This is a genomic window from Variovorax ginsengisoli (genome assembly GCF_030486595.1).
Lineage (GTDB): Bacteria > Pseudomonadota > Gammaproteobacteria > Burkholderiales > Burkholderiaceae_C > Variovorax > Variovorax ginsengisoli_B.
In genome coordinates this window covers 318,081-337,605 of sequence record NZ_JAUJZH010000002.1, presented here as the reverse complement: position 1 = coordinate 337,605, position 19,525 = coordinate 318,081, and the positions used below count along the sequence as shown (strand labels likewise).

18 protein-coding genes are annotated in these 19,525 nt (G+C 70.1%); 11 read left to right on the top strand and 7 right to left on the bottom strand.

Features of this window, described 5'->3' with window-relative positions; translation table 11 throughout:
• Window positions 1–68: 68 nt before the first annotated feature.
• Window positions 69–2,351 (bottom strand): toll/interleukin-1 receptor domain-containing protein, encoded by a 2,283-nt coding sequence (locus QZH52_RS04140; RefSeq protein WP_301804286.1) that lies wholly within the window; start codon window positions 2,349–2,351, stop codon window positions 69–71.
• A gap of 108 nt (window positions 2,352–2,459) precedes the next feature.
• On the opposite strand from QZH52_RS04140, the gene QZH52_RS04135 reads away from it, so the two are divergent.
• Window positions 2,460–2,864, top strand: coding sequence for a hypothetical protein (locus QZH52_RS04135; protein WP_301804285.1), 405 nt, complete (start codon window positions 2,460–2,462; stop codon window positions 2,862–2,864).
• 28 nt (window positions 2,865–2,892) lie between these two features.
• On the opposite strand, the gene QZH52_RS04130 is transcribed toward QZH52_RS04135, so the two are convergent.
• Window positions 2,893–3,615 carry a Crp/Fnr family transcriptional regulator gene (locus tag QZH52_RS04130; protein ID WP_301804283.1) on the bottom strand — a complete coding sequence of 241 codons (723 nt, stop codon included), beginning with the start codon at window positions 3,613–3,615 and terminating at the stop codon, window positions 2,893–2,895.
• Window positions 3,616–3,718: 103 nt separating this feature from the next.
• Between QZH52_RS04130 and QZH52_RS04125 the strand changes: the two genes are divergently transcribed.
• The 4 genes from QZH52_RS04125 to QZH52_RS04110 all read left to right on the top strand — a co-directional run bounded on the left by QZH52_RS04125 (window position 3,719) and on the right by QZH52_RS04110 (window position 7,934).
• Window positions 3,719–4,639, top strand: coding sequence for a beta-keto acid cleavage family enzyme (locus QZH52_RS04125; RefSeq protein WP_301804281.1), 921 nt, complete (start codon window positions 3,719–3,721; stop codon window positions 4,637–4,639).
• Between the two features lie 2 nt (window positions 4,640–4,641).
• Entirely contained in the window at window positions 4,642–5,607 is a 966-nt protein-coding gene (locus tag QZH52_RS04120) for a 3-hydroxyacyl-CoA dehydrogenase NAD-binding domain-containing protein (protein ID WP_301804280.1), read from the top strand.
• 41 nt (window positions 5,608–5,648) lie between these two features.
• Window positions 5,649–7,460 (top strand): feruloyl-CoA synthase, encoded by a 1,812-nt coding sequence (locus tag QZH52_RS04115; RefSeq protein WP_301804279.1) that lies wholly within the window; start codon window positions 5,649–5,651, stop codon window positions 7,458–7,460.
• A 75-nt stretch (window positions 7,461–7,535) separates the two neighbouring features.
• Window positions 7,536–7,934 (top strand): surface-adhesin E family protein, encoded by a 399-nt coding sequence (locus QZH52_RS04110; protein WP_301804277.1) that lies wholly within the window; start codon window positions 7,536–7,538, stop codon window positions 7,932–7,934.
• Here the strand turns inward: QZH52_RS04110 and QZH52_RS04105 are convergent.
• Both QZH52_RS04105 and QZH52_RS04100 read right to left on the bottom strand, forming a co-directional pair.
• Complete coding sequence (locus tag QZH52_RS04105) at window positions 7,931–8,467, bottom strand: DUF4136 domain-containing protein (RefSeq protein ID WP_301804275.1); 537 nt, start codon at window positions 8,465–8,467, stop codon at window positions 7,931–7,933. The two genes, QZH52_RS04110 and QZH52_RS04105, sit on opposite strands and share 4 nt — an antisense overlap.
• A 75-nt stretch (window positions 8,468–8,542) precedes the next feature.
• Window positions 8,543–9,184, bottom strand: coding sequence for a LuxR C-terminal-related transcriptional regulator (locus QZH52_RS04100; protein ID WP_301804273.1), 642 nt, complete (start codon window positions 9,182–9,184; stop codon window positions 8,543–8,545).
• A 216-nt stretch (window positions 9,185–9,400) separates the two neighbouring features.
• Here QZH52_RS04100 and QZH52_RS04095 point away from each other — a divergent pair, with 216 nt between their 5' ends.
• The 3 genes from QZH52_RS04095 (at window position 9,401) to QZH52_RS04085 (ending at window position 12,520) form a co-directional block, all read left to right on the top strand.
• Window positions 9,401–9,859 (top strand): FHA domain-containing protein, encoded by a 459-nt coding sequence (locus QZH52_RS04095; protein ID WP_301804271.1) that lies wholly within the window; start codon window positions 9,401–9,403, stop codon window positions 9,857–9,859.
• Window positions 9,860–10,122: 263 nt separating this feature from the next.
• Window positions 10,123–10,848 (top strand): OmpW/AlkL family protein, encoded by a 726-nt coding sequence (locus QZH52_RS04090; protein ID WP_301804268.1) that lies wholly within the window; start codon window positions 10,123–10,125, stop codon window positions 10,846–10,848.
• Window positions 10,849–10,960: 112 nt separating this feature from the next.
• Complete coding sequence (locus tag QZH52_RS04085; protein WP_301804265.1) at window positions 10,961–12,520, top strand: methyl-accepting chemotaxis protein; 1,560 nt, start codon at window positions 10,961–10,963, stop codon at window positions 12,518–12,520.
• A 20-nt stretch (window positions 12,521–12,540) separates the two neighbouring features.
• On the opposite strand, the gene QZH52_RS04080 is transcribed toward QZH52_RS04085, so the two are convergent.
• Together QZH52_RS04080 and QZH52_RS04075 are read right to left on the bottom strand one after the other, a co-directional pair.
• Window positions 12,541–12,933: a hypothetical protein gene (locus QZH52_RS04080; RefSeq protein WP_301804261.1), complete on the bottom strand. Its 393-nt coding sequence runs from the start codon at window positions 12,931–12,933 to the stop codon at window positions 12,541–12,543.
• Window positions 12,934–13,016: 83 nt separating this feature from the next.
• Window positions 13,017–14,324, bottom strand: a complete 1,308-nt coding sequence (locus tag QZH52_RS04075) for an AsmA family protein (protein ID WP_301804258.1) — start codon at window positions 14,322–14,324, stop codon at window positions 13,017–13,019.
• 117 nt (window positions 14,325–14,441) lie between these two features.
• On the opposite strand from QZH52_RS04075, the gene QZH52_RS04070 reads away from it, so the two are divergent.
• Both QZH52_RS04070 and QZH52_RS04065 read left to right on the top strand, forming a co-directional pair.
• The gene (locus QZH52_RS04070; RefSeq protein WP_301804255.1) at window positions 14,442–14,870 is read left to right on the top strand and encodes a hotdog fold thioesterase; all 429 of its coding nucleotides are present in this window, start codon (window positions 14,442–14,444) and stop codon (window positions 14,868–14,870) included.
• A 53-nt stretch (window positions 14,871–14,923) separates the two neighbouring features.
• On the top strand, window positions 14,924–16,288 hold the full coding sequence (locus tag QZH52_RS04065) for a solute carrier family 23 protein (protein ID WP_301804252.1): 1,365 nt from the start codon (window positions 14,924–14,926) through the stop codon (window positions 16,286–16,288).
• 72 nt (window positions 16,289–16,360) lie between these two features.
• On the opposite strand, the gene QZH52_RS04060 is transcribed toward QZH52_RS04065, so the two are convergent.
• A complete protein-coding gene (locus QZH52_RS04060) occupies window positions 16,361–18,460 on the bottom strand; it encodes a carboxypeptidase regulatory-like domain-containing protein (protein ID WP_301804246.1) in 2,100 nt (699 codons plus the stop codon).
• Window positions 18,461–18,741: 281 nt separating this feature from the next.
• On the opposite strand from QZH52_RS04060, the gene minC reads away from it, so the two are divergent.
• On the top strand, window positions 18,742–19,515 hold the full coding sequence (minC, locus tag QZH52_RS04055) for a septum site-determining protein MinC (protein WP_301804243.1): 774 nt from the start codon (window positions 18,742–18,744) through the stop codon (window positions 19,513–19,515).
• The last annotated feature ends 10 nt before the right edge of the window (window positions 19,516–19,525 follow it).

The following is a 19,525-nucleotide window of genomic DNA, read 5'->3' as shown; positions in this document are numbered from 1 at the left end:
GATCCTCCTGAAAGGCCGACAGGCATCGAATTCTGAGACGCGAAGGGGCGGCTGTCACTCGCCGAGGTCTAGCCGCACGGGGGCGCGTACGGCCGCTCGGCGCCGACGTAGCGTCGCCACTCCTCGACCGTCAACGCGCGTCCGGCGAGTCGGCAAGCCACTTGCGCCCATCGGTCGACGTCGGCCTCGAACACGTAGCGTTGCTCCGTCTGCGAACCGGTGCCGGCGATCCAGCCCGTGCCATCCGGTGCTGCGCCGAGCAGCCGGGCGCCCGGCGGCAGCGCGACCGCGGTATCCAATGGCGCGGCGGCGGGCAAGTCCCAGAACAGCAGCCGGCCGCCGACCTGTACCGCGACCCGCGTGCTGTCGGTCGCGAACACGGGGTTTCCGGCAATCGATTCGCCCATCTCGCCTGGCAGCTCCGCGCCGTCCAGGACCGGCTGGCGATCGCTGGCACGGACCACGGTCAATCGCGGCACTTCCACGCTGGCAAGACCGCTGGTGTCGACGTTGAAGGGCGACGGCGCCGGTGCCGTGGTGCCTGGCCAGACGATCCAGCGACCGTCCGGGCTGCGCACGCCGCGCGCCTCGGGCCGCAGAGGTGCAGGCGCCGGCCCGGTCCATGGCCGCCAGCGGCCGCGGTCGACCGGCAGCGTCACGAACAGCCTGCCGTCCTGGCCGGCCGACACCAGCGTGCGTCCGTCGGCCGCGAACGCCAGGCCGCGCACGGCGCCCGCATGGCGCAGCAGCACCTGCCCCGGCCATGGCTGCGCATCGGCCGCCCATGACCAGCGCATCACCGCGCCGTTGCCGTGGCCGGTCGCGATGAAGCGGCCGTCCGGGGACACCGACATCCGCTCGAGCGCGCCTTGCCCGGGCACGTCCTGCGTCGCGACCCGCTCGCCGTTCCGGGCATCGAAGACCTCGACGCGTCCGCCGCGCGAGGCGGCGAACAACCAGCGGCCGGAGGCGTCGAACGCCAGCGCCGCCACCGTGCCGATGGCCGAAGCCGCGAACCTGGGAACGGCGGCGCCGGGCGCGACGGCGACGGCCTGCATGAAGCCCTGGTCGCCGCCTGCGACGACCCAGCGGCCATCCGGGCTGAAAGCCACGGCCGCGAGGTCGACCGTCGAGCTCAGCAGCAGCCGGGCGCTGCGGCTGGCGAGGTCGTGCAGCCGCAGCGACCTGCTGCTGGACACGGCGGCCAGCGCCGTGCCGTCCGGGCTGAACGCCAGGCCGAAGACGAAGCTCGGCGTCGACTCGCCGATCTTGTCGCCATCCGGCAGGGTGCTGCTGCCCGTGCCCGTGTGCACGCTGATCTCGCGACTGGACCCGGCATGCGCCCAGGCCTGGCCATCGGGCGCGAAGGCGATGGCCGTGACGGCACCGTAGAGGTTGATGCCGGCCTTTGGGGCCACGACAGTCTCGACCGCAGGCTGGTCCAGCGCGCCCCGCAGCACTGCGCCATGGGCGTCGGCCAGCGCCAGCGCATCGCCCTGGGGGCTCACCGCCAGGGCGGCGAAGGCCGCCGGGTGCTGCTGCAGGCGCGTGACGGGCAACGACGACATGGCGCCCAGCAGGGCGGCGTCCGATGCGGGCGTGCGCGTGATCGCCTGCGACTGCACCGCCAGCAGCAGCGCGCGCACCGGATCGCGCACCAGCGACGCCGTCGACTGCGCCGCGAGTTGACGCGAGAGCGCCTGGTCGCGCAGCGCGTTGGCCCGGTCGCGCTCGCGCACGGCGACCAGCGCCTGCCAGGCCGCCAGGGCCGCCAGCACGGCCAGGCCCAGCCCCACCGCGGCGACCAATGCACGCCACAGCCGGTTCGCCGTCAGCCTGCGCGGCGCCGTGAGCAGCCGCGCCACGAGCGGGTCGGTCGCCAGGCCCCGGGCCGCTGAATCGGACTGTTCATCGAGCCAGATGCTGCCGGCGTGCTGCAGCCACGGCTGCACGGCATCGGACAGCGCGGGATCGCGGAAGCTGCCGTCGAGGCAGATTGGTATCACCGGCCGGCCCGGCCGCTGCGCCCTGAAGGTCTCGACCTCGGTACGCACCCAGTTCGGCTGCTCCAGCGTGCCGCGATTGACGACCACCACCAGCAGTTTCGAGCGCAGCAGCGCCCGCCTCAGGGTGTCGGACAGGGGTTCGCCGGGCGGCGCTTCGTCTTCGCTGAAGAACACGCTCAGGTCCCGTTCGCGCAGCCTCCTGGCGAGGTCCGATGCGTAGCTCTGCGTGCCGCGCGGCGGTCCGCCGAGCGCGAAGGAGACGAACACGTCGTAGCCGAAAAGACGCGAGGCGAACGAGGCCTTCGGGGCTTGCGGGGAAGGCGATGGGGCCGGCGTGTCCTGCACGGGGGCATTCTGGCGGATGGCGCCGGGTAGCGCACGTGGCCCCTCGCCGGGTGGATGCGCGATCGCGCGCATTGCCTAGACTGGAAGGCCATGACGTGGGAGATGATCATGGTGACTCAACTGCCGCAACCGCTGACTCGCGCACCCCTGCGTTGGGCCAGCGTCGTACTCGCAGCCGCCGCCTTCGGCGCGCATTCGCCAGCCACCGAGGCCCAACCTGCCGGTTGCAACTACGGCCCGGACACCTGCGCGCAAGGCTATGTCTGGCGAGAAGCCGACCCCCGCGACCATGTCTGCGTGAAGCCGGAAGTCCGCGCCCAGACAGCCGCCGAGAACCGCGCGGCGCCCACGCGCCTGGCGGGCTCGGGAGCCTACGGCCCGAACACCTGCCTGCAAGGATTCGTCTGGCGCGAAGCGTTCCGTGGCGACGTGGTCTGCGTCATCCCAGAATCGCGCGCGCAGGCGGCCGGCGACAACGCGCAGGCCGCCCGTCGCCGGGCCTGCCGCCAGTAGGCCGCAGGGCCTCTTGCGGCGCCCGCCATCAGATCTGGTCGACGAACCGCCGCAGCCCTTCCAGGTCGACCACGGTGATCCCCCCATACTCGATCTGCAGCAGCCCCGCCGCCCGCAGCCGGTTCAAGGCCGCGTTGCACCGCTGCCGCGACAGCCCGGAAAGATTGGCGATCTCCTCCTGCGAGGTCTCCAGGTGCGCCTGCCCCAGCGGATGCAGCCACGGGTGGAACAGCCCCGCGATCGCCCTGGCCACCTGGCTGTCGGCGTCCAGCAGGCGCTGCGCCGCGTAGTTGCCCATGAACCAGTGCAGCCGCTCGTTGATCTGCACCAGCAGGAAGTGGTTGAAGCTCAGCTGCGTGCGGTGCAGCCACTCGAAGGTCTCGATCGGCAGCACCGCCACCCGGCTGTCGCGCAGCGCGACGATGTCGGCCGTGCGCGGCACCGCGCGCAGCAGCGTGCCCTCGCCGAACCAACTGCCCACCGACAGGCCGCCGAAGGTCACCGAGCGGCCGTCGTCCGAGGTGATCGACCACTTGAGCAGGCCTTCGAGCGTGCCGTACCAGTGCAGCGGGGTCTCGCCGCGCCGGCACAGCGCCGCGCCGGCCGCCACGTGCTCCTCGCGCATCTCGTCCAGCACCCGGGCCTGGGCGTCGGCATCGAGCTCGGCGAACCAGCCCGAGACTTCGAGCAGGCCCGGGATGGAGAGGGAAATGGACTCGTGTTGTCTCTGGTGGTGCGGCTTGTGGGGCATGGGCGATCCTCGCCTCGTAAACCCTGATCCAAAATGTCGTCGCGATGACTGCCAGGGGGATGCAGGCCAAAAATAATACCCTGCTGTTTACAGGAGACCACCGATGTCGAAGCGCAAAGTGATCGTGACCATCGCCCCCACCGGCGGCATGGCCCACAAGTCGCAGAACCCCCACCTGCCCACCCAGCCCGCCGAGATCGCCGCCGACGTGGTGGCCTGCTGGCGGGCCGGCGCCAGCGTGGTCGCCCTGCACGCCCGCCGCCCCGACGACGGCGCCACCTGCAACGCCGACGTCTACCGCGACATCAACACCCGCATCCGCGCGGCCGGCTGCGACATCGTCATCAACAACTCCACCGGCGGCGGCGTGCACGGCGACATGGTCAAGCCGCTGCCGGGCGACCGCTGGGAGATCGCCTTCGAGGAGCGCATCAAGGGCATGGACGCAGGCGCTGAGATGTGCACGCTCGACGCCACCACGCTCAACCTCTCCTTCGAGGGCCGCGAGATCCTCATGGACACGCCCCTGACCAAGGGCCGGGCCCTGGCCGCCGGCATGAAGGCGCGCGGCATCAAGCCCGAATGGGAGGTGTTCAGCCCGACCCACATCCTGCAGGACACGACCACGCTGATCCAGGAAGGGCTGGACGACGAGCCTTACTTCATCAACCTGGTCATGAACGTGCACCGCAACTTCCAGAACGCGATGCCCTACTCGCCGCGCAACCTGCAGATGATGGTCGACACGCTGCCCAAGGGCGCGATCTTCGGCGTCAGCGGCATCGGCCCGTCGCAGCTCGAGGCCAACATCGCGGCGCTGCTGCTGGGCGGCCATGCGCGCGTGGGCCTGGAAGACAACCTCTACTACCGGCACGGCGAGCTGGCCACCAACCTGCAGCTGACCGAGCGCATCGTGCGGATCATCCGCGAGATGGACATGGAACCCGCCACGCCGGCCGAGGCGCGCGAGATCATGGGCCTGCCGCGCGTCGGCGCGCCCCGGCCCGAGTTCGCGCCGCACTGAACATGACAGGCACCGAGATGAGCCACACGCCTTCGGACGTGAAACGGGTGGCGGTGGTCGCCACCGGCGTCATCGGCGCCAGCTGGGCCGCCTACTTCCTGGCGCGCGGGCTCGATGTCGACGCCACCGACCCTTCGCCCGGCGCCGAGGCGCGGCTGCGCGAAGCGGTGGCGCAGCACTGGCCGACGATGGTCCGCTTCGGGCTCGCCGACGGCGCCTCGCCCGAGCGGCTGCGCTTCCACGCCCGGCTCGAGGACGCGGTCGCCCAGGCCGATTTCGTGCAAGAGAACGGCCCCGAGCGCATCGACATCAAGATCGACCTGTTCCGCCGCATGGATGCGGCGGCGCCGCCCGCCACCTTGCTGGCGTCGAGCTCCTCGGGGCTGGCGATCAGCGCGGTGCAGTCCGAATGCAAGCACCCCGGGCGCGTGGTGCTGGGCCGTCCGTTCAACCCGCCGCACCTGATCCCGCTGGTCGAGGTGGTCGGCGGCGAGCACACCTCGGCCGAGGCGATCGCGCGGGCCATGGCTTTCTACAGCGCCATCGGCAAGCGCCCGATCCACGTCCGGCGCGAGGTCAAGGGCCACATCGCGAACCGGCTGCAGGCGGCGCTGTGGCGCGAGGCCTTCCACCTGGTCGAGCAGGGCGTGGCCTCGGTCGCCGACATCGACACCGCGATCGCGCACGGCCCGGGCCTGCGCTGGGCGCTGATGGGCCCGTTCATGAACCTGCACCTGTCGGGCGGCGCCGGCGGCATCGCGCACCTGCTCGACCACCTGGGCGGGCCGATCGAGGACTGGTGGCACGACCTCGGCGCTCCCTCGATGACGGCCGAGCTCAAGCGCCAGGTGGCCGATGGCATGGCCGACGAACTGGGCGGGCGGCGCAGCGCCGACCTCGAAGCGGCGCGCGACGCCCTGCTGCTGGACCTGATCCGCGCCAAGGCCGCCTCGGCCACGCTCGAATAAGACAAGACCACAAGGCCCGACAGCGGCCTGGAGACACGCACATGGCCCCCAACGGCTTCCTGGACGACGCGCGCCAGATCGCGCCGCCGCGCGCGCTGCGCATCGACTTCGACGACGGCTCCTTCGCCCTGCGCTCGCCGGTGGCGCTGCGGCCCTACGCCCGCTGCGTCGGCGAGTGGCTCGAGCGCTGGGCCCGCGAGACGCCCGACGCGATCGCGCTGGCCGAGCGCGACGACAGCGGCGAGGGCTGGCGCCGGCTCGACTACCGCGCGCTGCGCCAGGCCGTGGGCGCGGTGGCACAGGGCCTGCTCGACCTGGGCGTGCCGGCAGGGCGGCCGGTGGTGATCCTGTCCGACAACGCGATCGACCATGCCGTGCTGATGCTGGCGACCCTGCACATCGGCCGCACGGCCTGCTCGCTGTCGAGCGCCTACTCGCGCATGGCCAAGGATCCGGCGCGGCTGCACGGCATGCTGCGCGCACTCGACCCGGCGCTGGTCTATGCCTCGGACGCCAGGCTCTACGGCGCCGCGCTCGACGGCCTCTCGCTCGACGCGGCGCGGGTCTTCAGCCGGCATGCCGACACCGTGCCGGGCGCACTGTCCTTCGAGCGCCTGCTGCAGACGCCCGAGACGCCGGCGGTGATGCAGGCCTTCGAGGCGATCCTGCCCGACGACCATGCCAAGTACCTGCTGACCTCGGGCTCGACCGGGCGTCCCAAGGTGGTGATCAACACCCACCGCATGCTGTGCGCCAACCAGCAGATGATGGCGCAGACCTGGCGCTTCCTGGACGACGAGAAGCCGGTTCTGGTCGACTGGCTGCCGTGGAGCCATACCTTCGGCGGCAACCACAACCTGCACATGGTGCTGTGCCATGGCGGTGCGCTCTACATCGACGAGGGCCGGCCGGCGCCGGGACTGATCGAGAAGACCTTGCGCAACCTGCGCGAAGTGCGCCCGACGCTGCTGTTCAACGTGCCGCGCGGCTTCGACATGCTGCTGCCCTTCCTGGAAGCCGATGATGCGCTGGCGGCCGAGGTGATGTCGCGGCTGCGGCTGGCCTTCTATGCCGCGGCGGCGCTGGCGCCGTCGACCTGGCAGCGGCTGGAGGCGGTCGCGCGGCGCGTGCGGCCCGGGCAGTCGCTGTGGCTCACCACCTCGTGGGGCGCCACCGAGACCTCGCCGGCCATCACCTCGGCGCACTGGCGGCTCGACGGTGCCGGCTGCATCGGCGCGCCGCTGCCGGGCCTGGAGCTGAAGTTCGTGCCCAACGGCGACAAGCTGGAGATGCGGGTCAAGGGCGTGTCGGTGTTCCCGGGCTACCGCAACGCGCCGCGCGAGACCGCCGAGGCCTTCGACGACGAGGGCTACTACCGGATCGGCGACGCCGGCTACCTGGCGGATCCGGCGCGGCCCGAGCGCGGCGTGATGTTCCACGGCCGCGTGGCCGAGGACTTCAAGCTCGCCAGCGGCACCTGGGTCTCGGTCGGCACGCTGCGGGTCGACCTGGTGTCGCGGCTGGCGCCGCTGGTGCAGGACATCGTGGTCACGGGCCACGACCGCAGCGAGATCGGGCTGCTGGTGTTCGCCAGCCCGCAGGCCGCGACGCAACCGCGCGAGGCCCTGCACGCCGCCCTGCTCGGCGTGATGCGCGCGCTGCGCGATGCCGGCGCCGGCTCCTCGCAATCCCCGGTGCGGGCGCTGGTGCTGGGCGCGCCGCCCGACATCGATGCCGGCGAGATCACCGACAAGGGCTACATCAACCAGCGCGCGGTGCTCACGCGGCGCGCCGCCGAAGTCGAGCGGCTGCATGCGGACGCCGACGACCCGGAGGTGGTCAGACTCACGTAAGCGGCGCGCAGCCGGCGCTGGCTAGAATCGAAAATTCATCGCCGGCGGAGATTTCTCGACGTGAGAAGGTGGTTCGTGTTGTTCGGATTGTTCGCCTGCCAGGCCCAGGCGCAGTCCCCCTGGTTCACCGTCACGGGCAACCCGGCCGATCCCGCCGTCGACACGGTCGAGGTCGATCCGGTCGCGGTGCGCGCCGACGGCACGCTCAAGACGATGAACGTCCGCGTGAGCCGTGCCGCCGAGCGGCGCAACTGGGACGGACTGCCCTACCGCTCCTACGAATCCCGGGTGGTGTTCGACTGCCGGGCCCGCAAGGCCTCCTACGTGGAGGCGACCTTCTATGCCGTGCCGCTGTGGCGCGGGTCCCCGACGTCCACGGTCGACTACGGCGCCAACCCCCAGCCGATGCTGTTCCGCGACGTCGAGCCGAACCCGACCCAGCGGCTGATCCGCGCCGCCTGCCAGCCGCGCTAGCGTTTCGGGGCGCCCGGCGGGAAGTCGGCGAACAAGCGGTCGAGCGTGCGCTGCACCGTGGCGTCGAGCCGCGACGGATCGTCGGGCAGCACGCCTTCCGCACTGCCGCGCCAGATCGCGCGCCGGCTCTTGGCGTCGAACATGTCGACCACCAGCGTGCCGGCCCGGTAGTTGTCGACCGACATGGTCACGCTGTCGCGCGCGCCGCTGACGCCCAGCCAGCGCAGGTCGTGGCCGATGCCGCTGTAGAAGTTGTTGAAGGTCTGGCCGTCGCGCGTGGTCACGTGGGCGGAGACATGCACCTCGCCGTCGGCGACCCGCTTCCAGCCGCGCGCCTGCAGCCGGGTGTCGACGCCCTGGATGACGCTCTGCGGCACCAGCGCCGGGTCGCCCGCCGGCTCGGCGATCCAGCTGTAGCTGCGCAGGGCGCCGAAATTGGTCTTGGCGTCGAAGTCGGTCTTGACGGTCACCGGGCTCGCACAGGCCGCCAGCAGGCTCGCCAGCGCGAGGGCAAGGAATCGTCGTCCGATCATGGGTTCTCCTGAGTGGCGAGCGTCCGACTGACGCCCTGCGGCAGGATGGTACAGCCGGGCCGCGGCGGCCCGTGCTCAGGCGACGGCGGCGAGTGCGTTCGAGGCCAGGTGGCCGTTGGTGCGCGCGTAGTGCAGCGCCTGGGTCCGGCTGTTGACGCCGATGCGGCGGTACAGGCGCCACATGTGGACCTTGACCGTGTCCTCGCTGATCTCGAGCCGCTCGGCCATCTCGCGGTTGCCCAGCCCCTCGGCGATCAGCTGCACCAGCTGGACCTGGCGCCGGGTCAGGCCGGCGCTGCCCTCGGGTGCGGCGGCCGGCGCTTCGTCCTTGTCCTGTTCCGACTTCAGCACGCTGCGCAGGCCCTTGATGAGGCCGGCGGCATCGGAAGCCTTCTCGATGTAGATGTCGGCGCCGGCCGAGAGGCACAGCGCCTCCATGTCGGCCGCGGGCAGCGCGGAGTAGACCGCGATCGGCACCTCGGGGTGCTCGCGCCGCGCCGCCTCGACGCCGTCGCAGCCCTTGGTGTCGGGCAGGTTGAGGTCGAGGCAGATCAGGTCGGCGGCGCCGTTGCGCTCGACCGCGCCGGCCAGCTTGTCGAGACGATCGATCTCGACGATGCCCGCCGCCGGCTGCAGCCGACGCAGCATCAGGGCAATGGCGTCTCTCATCATCGGGTGGTCGTCCACCACGTAGAAGACATTGCGCGCTTTTCTCATTACCAGGTTCTTTCCGACACTCGGGATGGCTCCGGCGAACACATTCGCCGAAAGGGCCGAGCGTAGTGGACGAAACAACCGATTGCGAGCCCCTCCCGGCCTCCGGACCCTCGCGAGCGCGACCTAAGTCTCAGTTTTCGGAACTCGATTGACTTCAGGAATCGCCCGGCATTGCCGAAATGCGATCACCTCAACCAACCGAGCAACGAGATTGAAATGTCCAGACTCATCGTCCTGACCCGCCACGGAAGCGTCCGGCAGGTCAACATCAAGGGCCCGATCACCACGATCGGGCGCGACCCGTCATGCGGGGTCCACATCGACAGCCTGGGGGTCAGCCGCCATCACGCGGCGATCCACTGGACCGGCGACCGCTTCGTGCTGACCGACCTGGCCAGCCGCAACGGCACCTTCGTCAACAAGGTGCGGATCCGCGAGCGCGCCCTGGCCAACGGCGACGCGATCAGCACCGGCGACTGCCAGTTGCGCTTCCTGTACGAGACCCGGCCGCTGCCCAACGAAGAAGCGCTGCGGTTGGTCACGCTGTCGCACGCGCCGGTCGATATCGATGCCGCCGTACGCGAGCGCAGCGACTGGGCGACCTTTTTCCGCCAGGGCGCCCGGGCCCGGCATGGCGACGGCCACCGTTCCGGCCGCGGCGAGCGGCGCGTCTGACCGGCCCCGCCCCCGCTCCGCCCCGCCCCGCCCAGTCGGGGCGGCTTTCCTTCGGGGCAAAAAATGGCCCGCACGAGGCGGGCCGAATGATCCCTGGTTAGAAGATCCCTGGAGAACCAGCCTTGTTATCGACAGATCGTCGAAGAACTTGAGGGTTGGCCGCCAGTTCCGAAACTGTTACAGCGTTGACACTGCGAAGTGAACCCTCGCTCAGCCAATCTATCCTATGGAGTCCTTCCACTACGACTCCAACACGACATCAAATGAAGACGAAGTTTCTTGCCCTCGCAACCCTTGCCGCCCTCGGATCGGGCAGCGCCCTGGCCCAGAAGGCCGGCGATTGGCAGGTCGGTGCCGGCTGGCTGCACTTCGCGCCGCAAGACTCGAGCAAGCCCCTCACTTTCACCTCGCCTGTCGCCGCCGTGGTGCCGGGCTCCGGCGCCAGCGTCGGCACCTCCGATACGCTCGGCCTCAACCTCACCTATTTCATCGACAGCCACTGGGCGGTCGAAGGCGTGATGGGCGTGCCGCCGAAGTTCAAGCTCTCGGGCGAAGGCACGCTCGGCCCGATCGGCGAGCTCGGCGAAGCCAGGCAGTGGAGCCCGACCCTGCTGGCCAAGTACCACTTCAACGACGGCGAAGCCAGGTTCCGCCCCTACGTCGGCCTTGGCGCGACCTACGTCTGGTACAGCGACGTCAAGCTCACGCCCGGCCTGCAGGGCGCGCTCGCCAACCGGCTGGGCCTGCCGCCATCGGCCCTGTCGGCGACCACGGCCAAGCTCGACAGCTCGTTCACGGCGGTGTTCAACGCCGGTGTCGCCTACCAGTTCGATCCGCACTGGGGCATGGCCTTCTCGGTCTCGTACATCCCGCTCAAGACCACGGCCAAGCTGACCACCACGGCCCGCGGCTTCCCGGTCGCCACCAGCGAGTCGAGCCTGAAGGTGAATCCGATCGTTCCGTACCTGGCGGTCACCTACAAGTTCTGAGCCGGGCCGCGCGACGGGCGTGATCCGGACGGACGGGGCGAGACCTCAAGTATTTCGGCGGGCTGCCGATATACCTGGGCGTTCTCCCTTCGTCCCCTCTGGAATCACGACCATGTTCTTGAACAATTTTTCGATAGGCAGGCGCCTGGCGCTCGTGCTGGGTGCCATCCTGACCCTGTTTCTCGCCACCAGCTTGTTCGCGGTGCTGAAGCTGCGCGCGCTCGGCGTCGAGATCGAGGGCATGGTGACCGACAACGTCAAGACCGAGCGCGCCGGCTCGGACTGGCTGCGCCACACCAACTCGGGCGTGCAGCGCGCCGCCGCGATCGCCAAGAGCAGCGATCCGAGCCTGATCGCGTACTTCGCGCCGGCCACCGCGGCCTCGATCAAGGACACCAACGCACTGCAGAAATTCATCGAAGGCCAGATGACCGCGCCCGAGGAACGGGCGCTGTTCCAGAAGGTCGGCGAGCTGCGCAAGGACTACCTGGCCGCCCGCGAGGAAGTGAGCAAGCTCAAGCTCGCCGGCGACCTCGAAGGCGCCGAACGGGTCTTCACCTCGCGCTTCGAACCGACCTCGGTCAACTACCTGGCCGGTGTCCAGCAGATGGTCGACCTGCAGCGCGCAGCCCTCGACGCCGCCGCCGAGCGGGCCCAGGCCATGCGCGCGCAGACCACCACCCTGTTGATGGTCTGCTCGGCGGTCACGCTGGTGCTCGGAAGCCTGCTGGCCTGGGGCCTGTCGCGCAGCATCACGCGGCCCCTGCGCCGCGCCGAGGCCACCGCCCAGGCGATCGGCGCGATGGACCTGAGCGGCACGGCCGAGGCCAGCTACGCCAAGGACGAGACCGGCCTGCTGCTGCGCGCGATCGATGGCATGCGCACGGCCCTGCAGACGTCCTTGCAGCAAGTGCATGGCGTAGTCGCGAACGTGTCGACCGCCAGCACGCAGATCGCGACCGGCAACCAGGACCTGTCGTCTCGCACCGAGGAGCAAGCGAGTTCGCTGGAAGAAACGGCCGCCTCGATGGAGGAGCTGACTTCAACGGTGAAGCAGAACGCGGACAACGCACGGCGGGCCAACCAACTCGCGGTCTCGGCTTCCGAAGTCGCCGTCAAGGGCGGCAGCGTGGTGAGCCAGGTGGTCGACACCATGGGCTCCATCAACGCGTCTTCCCGCAAGATCGTGGACATCATCGGCGTGATCGACGGCATCGCGTTCCAGACCAACATCCTGGCGTTGAACGCGGCGGTCGAAGCCGCACGGGCCGGTGAACAGGGCCGTGGCTTCGCGGTGGTGGCGTCGGAAGTGCGCAGCCTGGCGCAGCGCTCGGCGGCGGCGGCCAAGGAGATCAAGACCTTGATCGGCGACTCGGTGGAGAAGGTCGAAGAGGGCAGCAAACAGGTGGCGGAGGCGGGTCGCACGATGGAAGAGATCGTCGACAGCGTCAAGCGGGTGACCGACATCATGGGCGAGATCACGGCGGCCAGCCAGGAGCAGACCTCGGGGATCGAGCAGATCAACCAGGCGATCACGCAGATGGACCAGGTGACGCAGCAGAACGCGGCACTGGTCGAGCAGGCCTCGGCCGCGGCGCAGTCGCTTCAGGAGCAGGCCGGCAACCTGTCGCAGGTGGTGGGCGCGTTCAAGCTCGAGAAGAGCTACGGCTGAGCCCATGGCGTGTTCACGCCCTAGACATCCGCCTCTTCGTCCTTGTCCGCGTGCGTTTCGCTGAAGCGCCGTTCGGCGGCCGTGAGGTGGGTGGTGAGCACGTGCGAGATCAGGTTGATGCCGATCCCGGCGAACAGCGCTGGCAGCAGGTAGAGCGCCACCCGGATCTCCGAGACGAAGAACACGTCGTCCGCCAGCGAGGGCGTGACGGCGGCCAAGCTGGACAGCCGCTGCAGGAAGTAGACGTTGACGGCCGCGATCGCGACCAGCGAGAAACCCAGCGCCAGCACCGTCCAGCGCGAGATCGCCTGCTTGAAGATCATCACACCGTAGAGCGTGAACGGCAGCACCACCGAGAAAGCCACCATCAGCCAGAAGATCGTTTCCGTGAAGACAGAGTTGCTGATGCGCATGACGGGAACCTCGGGATGGGCGGTGCTGGCACGGGACGCGGACGTTGCGTCCGCGCGATTCTCGCCGCTGTCGAAGCGCACCATCAACGCGGCTTGGCCGGCTCCTTCTTCTTGTCGTCGCCGCCGAACAGCCTTTCCATCTGCTGGCCGATCCGGGCACCGATCGCGGTGCCGACGCCCGGCAGCACGGCCGAGCCCACGGCGGCCCCGGTCAGTGCGCCGCCGGTGAGCGACAGCTCGGGCGCATCGAGCGTGCCGCCCACCTTGAGAGGCACGCCGACCACGCCGTCGACCACGTCGACCGCCAGTTCGCCGTCGAGCCGGCGGTTCAGCACCGTGGCGCTGCCGCTCGCGGTCAGCAGGCCCGAGCGGGCCTTGACGGCGCTGTAGCGAAGCACCGTGCCATCCTCGCCGGCCTGGGTGTCGAGGATGCCGCTGAGGCTGTCGAGCGAAGTGCGGCCGCCCCGGCTGATGCCGGCGCTGCGCACCGCCTTGGCGAAGTCGAAGCCATTCAGCGTCGCGGGCGCGATCGTGAAGCGCGTGCGGGTGTGCAGCCGCCGCACCAGTTCGCCGGCATCGGCGCCCTCGGCGTCGACCGTGGTCTGGCCGCCGAGCTTGCCCTCGACCGCCGCGTGGCGGTCGAAGCTGCGCAGCAGCGCGACGATGTCGACGCCCCGGGGCTCGAGCTCGGCGCCAAGGCGCAGGCGGCCGTTGTCGAGCACCTGCAGCACGGTGCTGCCGTTCCACGTGCCGCCGCCGATGTCGATCAGCGTGCGCCAGCGGTCCTGTCCGCCTTCGCGCTCGAGCCGCAGGCGGGCCGGCGGCGTGACTCCGGCGCGCCGCAGGTCGGCCTCGCGCGGGCGCCAGGCCGGATCGAACTGCACGTCGGCGTCGTAGGCCAGCGCGATCTCGCGGCGGTCGATCCAGACCACGTCGCGCAGGCGCAGGCGCGCCAGCGGCACCTCGGCCAGGGTCCAGGCGGCGCCCGCCAGCAGGCCCGGCGCGCCAACGTCTTCCGCGTTCCAGCGCCCGCGGAAGGCGCGCACAGAGGCCCGCGGCAGCACGGCGCCCTCGATCTCCAGCGACTCGATCGCGATCCGGCGCCCCCAAAGCGCGGCCAGCTGCGGCCGGATGACGACCCGCCGTGCCGTGATCGGTGCCGGCTGCTCGGTCGCCAGGTTCGACAGCACGACCACCGGCGAGGGCCGCAGCGACCAGTGCGCCGACCCGACCGTCAGCCCGATGCCTGAAGCCTTCTGGAAGCGGGCACCGACTTCCGCCGCCAGTTCGCCATCGGTGGGCAGCAACAGGTTGAGCAACAGCGCGCCGCCGCCCAGCAAGAGCGCTGCCGCGGCGACGAGGCCGGTGATCCATCGCAGGGGGCGGGTCATGGCGTCGAGCATCGCCCGGCCCGGCCGCGGGCGCTGTCAGCCATGGGCGCGTTTACGCCGTGGGGGCCGGTGCGACCTTGTCGCTATAGTTTTGACAATCCCGACACGGAGCTTTTCATGCGCATCTGGAAGAAAGACATCTCGATCGAATCCCTGACCCGGAGCCACGCGAACACCGCGACGGCCTTGCTGGGCATCGAATTCCTCGCCATCGGCGACGACACCATCAGCGCCCGCGTGCCGGTCGACCACCGCACCGTGCAGCCCTACGGCATCCTGCATGGCGGGGTCTCGGTGGTGCTGGCCGAGACGCTGGGCTCCTGCGGCGCCTACTACTCGGCGCCCGAGGGCCAGCGCGCGGTCGGGCTGGACATCAATGCCAACCACATCCGCGCCGTCACCTCGGGCTGGGTCACCGGCACGGCGCGGCCGGTGCACCGCGGCCGCACCACGCAGGTCTGGCAGATCGACATGCACAACGACGCCGGCGACCTGACCTGCGTCTCGCGCATCACCATGGCGGTGCTGGCCCCGCAGGCCGGCTGAACGCTCCCCGGCCCACGCGCCGACCAAGAACAACAACCGAGGAGAAGAAGACCATGAGCGATTCCTACCTGCCCCGCTGGCGCAAGGTGTCGGCCACGGCGGGCACCATCGTCGCACCCGACGAGCGCCTGCCCTGGCCGCAAACCGCCGCGATGGGCGTGCAGCACGTGATCGCGATGTTTGGCGCTACCGTGCTGGCGCCGATCCTGATGGGGTTCAACCCCAACATCGCGATCCTGATGAGCGGCATCGGCACCCTGCTGTTTTTCTTCATCACGGGCGGCCGGGTGCCGAGCTACCTGGGCTCCAGCTTCGCCTTCATCGGGGTGGTGATCGCGGCCACGGGCTATTCGGGCACTGGGCCGAATCCCAACCTGGGCGTGGCGCTTGGCGGCATCATCGCCTGCGGCGCGGTCTACCTGCTGATCGGCGTGCTCGTGGCCTTCACCAACGAGCGCCGCACCAAGGCGGCGCCGGTGCGCGGGCTCGAAGGCCTCGAGGTGGAAGAGGTCGAGCAGGACGTCGCCGTGCACTGGATCGAGCGGCTGATGCCGCCGGTGGTGACCGGCGCGGTGGTCGCGGTGATCGGGCTCAACCTGGCGAGCGTGCCGATCAAGAACATGGCGCCGACCGGCTTCGACACCTGGATGCAGGCCGTCACCTTTCTCAGCGTGGGCCTGATCGCGGTCTATGCGCGCGGCATGGCGCAGCGGCTGCTGATCCTGATGGGCCTGATCGCCGCCAGCCTGGTCTACGCCGTGCTGACCAACGGCATGGGACTCGGCAAGCCGATCGACCTGGGTGCGCTGGCGGCGGCGCCCTGGTTCGGGCTGCCGACCTTCTCGAAGCCGGTGTTCGAGGTCAACGCGATGCTGCTGATCGCGCCAGTGGCGATCATCCTGGTGGCCGAGAACCTGGGGCACCTGAAGGCCGTGGGCGCCATGACCGGGCGCGACCTGAACCCGATGCTGGGCCGGGCCTTCATCGGCGACGGCGTGGCGACCATGGTGAGCGGCGCGGTCGGCGGCACCGGCGTCACGACCTACGCCGAGAACATCGGCGTGATGGCGGCGACCAAGATCTATTCGACCGCGATCTTCGTGGTGGCGGCGCTGATCGCGCTGGTGCTGGGCTTCAGCCCCAAGTTCGGCGCCCTGGTGCAGGCGATCCCGCTGCCGGTGATGGGCGGCGTGAGCATCGTGGTGTTCGGCCTGATCGCGGTCGCAGGCGCCAAGATCTGGGTCGACAACAGGGTCGACTTCTCGCAGAACAAGAACCTGATCGTGGCCGCGATCACGCTGATCCTGGGCACCGGCGACTTCACGCTCAAGTTCGGCCAGTTCGCCCTCGGCGGCATCGGCACCGCGACCTTCGGCGCCATCCTGCTGTATGCGCTGCTGAGCCGCGCGCGCGACTAGACAAAAAAAACCCCGCACGAAGGCGGGGCCTTGGAGGCTGCGCAGCTTGGGAGGGCTGCGCAGTGACTTGCTTCAGGGAGCCGGGATCTTGGTCGAGAAGCCCTTGAGGTACAGCACCTGCTGGGCGCTGGTGCCCGAGAGCTGGAACAGGTTGACCTTGGTGCCGGCGGCATACACCGAGTAGGTGTTGATCGTTCCGCAATGGTCGTCGGCCTGACTCTCCTGCGAGCAGTAGATCTTCGCCTTGCGCGCCGAGCTGGCGAAGTCGACCCGGTCCTCGAACGCCACGCCGGTCGACGAAGCGCCGAAGGCCGTGAGGGCGACCGGGGCCGTCGCGCCCTCGGGCACGGTCCAGCCGTCCAGGTCGCCTTCGGCGCTGAAGTCGATCAGGCTCGGCTCGCTGGCGCTCGGCGCGTCGAAGACCAGTGCCTGGGCCGGTGCGATGCCCTTGATCTCGTCGCGCAGCTTGGGCGTCAGATCGGCGAACTTCACCAGCCGGGCCTCGGCGATGGTCGGCACCCGCGTGATCAGGCGATGCGTCTGGGTCGCGGTGCTGCCGTCGGCGAAGCTGAAGTCGACCGTGAACGCGCCCTGCTCCGGCAGCAGCCGGAGTTGCTCGTCGCTCAGCTGCGGCGCAAGGAAGTAGGCGCCGGGCTCGATCGTCGACGGGCTGCCCGACCTGGCGGCATCACGAAAGCCTGCGGCCAGGCGCAGCAGCGTGGTGGTGGCCGAGCCGCTGCCGTCGACCTTCTCGAGCTGCAGGTTGGCGTTGCCGGCACCCGGCTTGTAGGTGTAGCTGATGCCGTTCGGCGCCTTCACCACCACGTGGTCGATCGCGCTGCCGGCACCGTTGGTCTGCGTCGGAATCGTGACGTCGTAGGACACGCTGAGGTAGTTGAACGCGGGCGCGCTCACGAAGTCCCGGTCCTGCACGGTCGGCGCGACGTTCACCGAGTAGTTGTACTGGTTGCCGATCAGCTTGAGGGTGCCGCCGACGTCGCGCGCGACGATGGTCTGGTTCTGCACCGCGCCGGTGCTGTCGGTGGTGCGGTAGCTCAGCACCTGGTCGCCGTTGGCACGGAAGAACTGCTGCTCGCCGCGGTCGTACTTGAGGCCCGTCGCGCCGGGGCGGAACAGGCCGGCGAAGGCGCCCTGGTTGTTGGCGTTGCGGCCGACCTTGCTGCCGTTGCTCAGGTAGCTGGCCGGATCATCGTTGACGAACAACGTGCGGCACTCGGGGGCGATGACGTCGCTCGGGCCGCCGGTCGCGGCGGCGGTGTCGTTGGCCGCGTTGACCCGCTTGCTCAGTGGCAGCGCGAAACACTGGGTCAGCCGGTCGAACAGCGAGGCCACGGCCAGCGAGGCGCCGGCCGGCGCGAGCGTCGCGGTGGCAACCGACTGCGGCAGCGGCGGCAGCGTCGCGTCGCTGCGGAAGCTGATCGAGAGCGGGACGGCGTCTTCGGTCGTGGGCACGGCCTTGACCGTGATCTCGATGTTGGCGCCCGCGCCGTCGGGGCGCACGCTGACCGAGATCGAGTCCAGCAGCCGGTCGTGGCCCGAGCCGTCGGCCGCGAAGGCGCCGCTGATCGGGTCGACGGCGTCGCCCAACAGGGCCAGCAGCGGCTTCAGTGCGGCGACCAGTTCGGCCACCTGCTGCTTCACCGTGCTGTCGGTCACGGTGTCGGGCCGGGTCGCGATGGCACCCGCCAGGCTGGCCGGATTGCCGTCAGGTGACAGCCGCGAAACGATGATGGTCGTGAGCGGCGTGACGTTGACGTTGCCGCCGGTGGCACTGGCGGTCGTGCTGTAGAGGGTCAGGTCGTCGCGGGCGGCCGTGACCACCAGCGGCGCCTTGGTGTCGGCCGGCAGGGTGCATTCGTAGGCGCCCTTGGCGTCGGTCTCGGTGGTGCACACCGTCACGCCGCGCTGGTCGACCACCGTGACCTTGGCGCCCGCGAAGGCGGCGCCGGTGGCGGCGATGCCGTTCAGCTTGGCCGCGGCCGTGGTGCCGCTATCGCCGCCGGTGATGGCGGTGGTGCCCGAGCCGGTGCCCGCGGTGGTGCCGGTGGGCAGGAAGCCGCCACTGCCGCCGCCCCCGCCGCCGCAGGCGGCGAGCGACAGCAGCAGCGCTGTGGACAGGGCGATTCGGCTTTTCGGGTGGGTACGCAACAAAATCAGACTCCTCGGGTGTTTATTCGGTCCGCTAACGAACTGTTACAGCGGTGCGGGGAGTCTCCGTGCCGATGGCGGCGCAATGAATAGTGCAATTGCACTAAGTGAGTGCGGGCGCGGCCCGCGGAGCGTGAGGGATGTCACGCGGCGGCCGGAACGATGGGTCGCCCAAGTGAAACCTGGTGCAAGAAATGTTGTCCGCAAGGCGGTTTGGGGCGCCCTTTTTCCACGCGGAGCCCCGTGCCCGTTAGACTCCAACGCTTTTCGCACCAAGCTTTTCCATGGCAGATGCATCCGCCGCGCGCACCAGGGCGGTATTCGAATTCAAGAGCGCCACGCTGCCGCTCATCGCGGTCATCCTCAAGACGTCCGATCTCGAGGTGCTGGCGGAAGCGCTCGACGCCCAGTTGGCGGACTCGCCCGACTTCTTCGAGCAGGAGCCGGTGGTCATCGACCTCTCGCAGTTGCCCGAAGAAGACCCGGCCGACGCCGGCCAACTGCTCGACTTCACCGCCCTGCGCGGTCTGCTGGCGCGCCACCAGACCCAGCCGGTGGCGGTGCGCGGCGGCAGCGATGCCCAGAACGCCGCGGCCCGCGCGGCCGGGCTGTCGGTCACCGCGATGCCGGTGGCGCCGGTGCCGCGCCCTGCCCCGGCGCCCGCCGAAGCCCCGGCGCCGGCCCCCGAAGCGCCCCAGATCGTGCGCGAGGTGCCGGTGCCGGCCAACGGCACGCTGGTGATCGACAAGCCGCTGCGCTCGGGCCAGCAGGTCTACGCCCGCGGCGGCGACGTCATCGTGACCGCGCTGGTGAGCTACGGCGCCGAAGTCATCGCCGACGGCAACGTCCATGTGTACGCGCCGCTGCGCGGCAAGGCCATTGCCGGTGCCCGGGGCGACACCTCGGCGCGCATCTTCACGACCTGCATGGAGGCGCAGCTGGTGGCCATCGCGGGCATCTACCGCACGGCGGAGGTGGCGCTGCCGGCCGAGATCGCCGGCAAGCCGGCCCGGATCTCGCTCGACGGCAAGAAAATCGTCATGGAGCCGATCCTCTGATCGGGGGCGT